The sequence below is a fragment of the Mycobacterium sp. TH-M11 genome (assembly GCF_057473725.1).
Genome location: NZ_JBYCLD010000529.1, coordinates 1 through 1,866 on the forward strand (window position 1 = coordinate 1; position 1,866 = coordinate 1,866).

The following is a 1,866-nucleotide window of genomic DNA, read 5'->3' on the forward strand; positions in this document are numbered from 1 at the left end:
CAGTCGTCGGGTGGCCCGGTCGATACGGTCTCGGGTCTGCGACGCCGACGCGCGCCCGCCGACGAAGGCCCTCATGTTTGCCAGCCAGATGTCGGCGATGACTTCGGCGACCCGTCGATCCGCGTCACTTGGCTGACCGCCGACCAGGGTGCAGGCCAGCAGGTGTTCGATGGCCGCGGCCGCCTCGTTCACGGCGGTCGCGGCCGTGCTGTCAGCGACACAGAAAGCCTGCGTCATGGCTTCGGTGAGCAGCGGGTCGCGCTGCCAGCGGTCATGCAGATAACCGGCGAGTTTCGCCAGTCGCCGCTCCGGTGTGGCGGCACCGGCAGTCCAATCGCGGGCTTTCTCCAGGCGGTGGAACTGACGGCCCAGCGCCGACGCCAGCAGGTGGTTTTTGGACGGGAAGTAGCCGTAGAGCGTACCCACGGCGACGCCGGCGCGCTCGGCGACTACCCGCATCTGCACGGCCCCGTAGCCGCCCGTCGCGGCCAGGATCAGTACCGCATCCAAGATCGCCTCGCGCCGATTGGTCACCAACGGCGATCGAGCAGCGGCGCTCTGACCAGGCGACGTAATTGTCGGCTACCGGTTCTAAGTGCCCGTGGGTACCGGAGGCGGTGACAAAAGGGTGTCTTCGCGGGTGGCGCTGCTGCGAGCGAGCTGCTCGAGCAGGCCACCGGATCCGGTTATGTCACCATGGGCGGCGAAGTGCTCGGTGCTGACGATGATGAACACTGCCTGCGCAGTGAACCGGGTGATCCCGTCGGCGCCGGTACCGGCGGCGCTGACGTGCAACGCGCGCCCGTTTTGCGCGGTGATGTGGGCGGTTATGCGGTGGGGCTGGCCCAAGGGTACCGGCAGTAGATACTCGACGGTCAGGCTGCGCGTTACCGCTGGTGTGCCGGCGATCCACAGCGTGAACCCCAAGACGTCGTCGCACGCGGCGGCGACTGCGCCGCCGTGGGCCAGCCCAGGCGCACCGACGTGGCGTTCGGTGAATGTCGCATCGGCGTACACCGTGTCCGCGCTGCGGTAGACCACGAGGCTCAGGCCGTAGGGATTGTCCGGACCGCATCCCATGCAGGTAGGGGTATGACAGGGTAGCCGCTCAGCAACTGCGGCCGCAGCGTGGGGCACATCGTGTCGAGCTTGGGCAGAATCGGACATCACAACACCCCAGTATCAATAGTTTCGCTGCGCTACTATTGGTATCATAAGTGGTCGACGGGATTCCCTTGACCCCTGGAATTTCGTGCGGTGAGGTGACGACGTGAGCATCCATCCAGCCCTCGTCCACGACGACAATGATGATGATGATGTCGACCCCCGCCGGATTCGGTCACGCAACCGGTTACTGGACGCGGCGGCCGCACTGCTCGGCAGCGGCGGCATCGAGGCCGTAACCATCGACGCGGTCACCAAAGCCTCCAAGGTGGCCCGAACCACCCTCTACCGCCACTTCGGCAGTTCCTCGCACCTACTCGCGGCCACCTTCGAGCGGCTGCTTCCCCAAGTCAGGCCACCGGCGCCCTCCGAGGGGTCCCTGCGTGACCAGCTCATCGACTTACTCACCCGCCAGGCCATCCTGCTCGGCGAGGCGCCGTTACAGGTAACCATGCTGGCCTGGCTCGCCTTGGGCCCCACCGGAACCGCTGATCGCACCGTCGACGAGCATGCCTCAAAGGCGTTGCGGACCCGCGTGATCGACCAGTACCGGCAGCCCTTCGACGCCATCCTGCAAGGCGCCGAAGCGAACGCCCAACTGGGCGAATTCGACCTCCAGCTTGCACTGTGCCAGCTCGTCGGACCGTTGGTTTTTGCGCGAATAACCGGCATACGTGCCATAACCGCCGATGACTGCACGCG

At 66.1% G+C, this 1,866-nt stretch carries 3 protein-coding genes; 1 reads left to right on the top strand and 2 read right to left on the bottom strand.

All coding sequences use genetic code 11. The annotated features are described in order from the left end of the window. Together AC2VOG_RS20100 and AC2VOG_RS20105 are read right to left on the bottom strand one after the other, a co-directional pair. A partial coding sequence (locus tag AC2VOG_RS20100; RefSeq protein ID WP_486941582.1) for a TetR family transcriptional regulator occupies positions 1-576 on the bottom strand: 576 nt, incomplete at its 3' end. A 15-nt stretch (positions 577-591) separates the two neighbouring features. Next, entirely contained in the window at positions 592-1,080 is a 489-nt protein-coding gene (locus tag AC2VOG_RS20105) for a PaaI family thioesterase (RefSeq protein WP_486941580.1), read from the bottom strand. A gap of 190 nt (positions 1,081-1,270) precedes the next feature. Here AC2VOG_RS20105 and AC2VOG_RS20110 point away from each other — a divergent pair. Then, positions 1,271-1,866: TetR/AcrR family transcriptional regulator (locus AC2VOG_RS20110; protein WP_486941581.1), on the top strand; the 596-nt coding region annotated here is incomplete at its 3' end.

What these genes read in the sequence shown, in the direction of transcription:
- AC2VOG_RS20105 (WP_486941580.1), bottom strand. Translation starts at nt 1,080, where the DNA reads ATGGGATGCGGTCCGGACAATCCCTACGGCCTGAGCCTCGTGGTCTAC.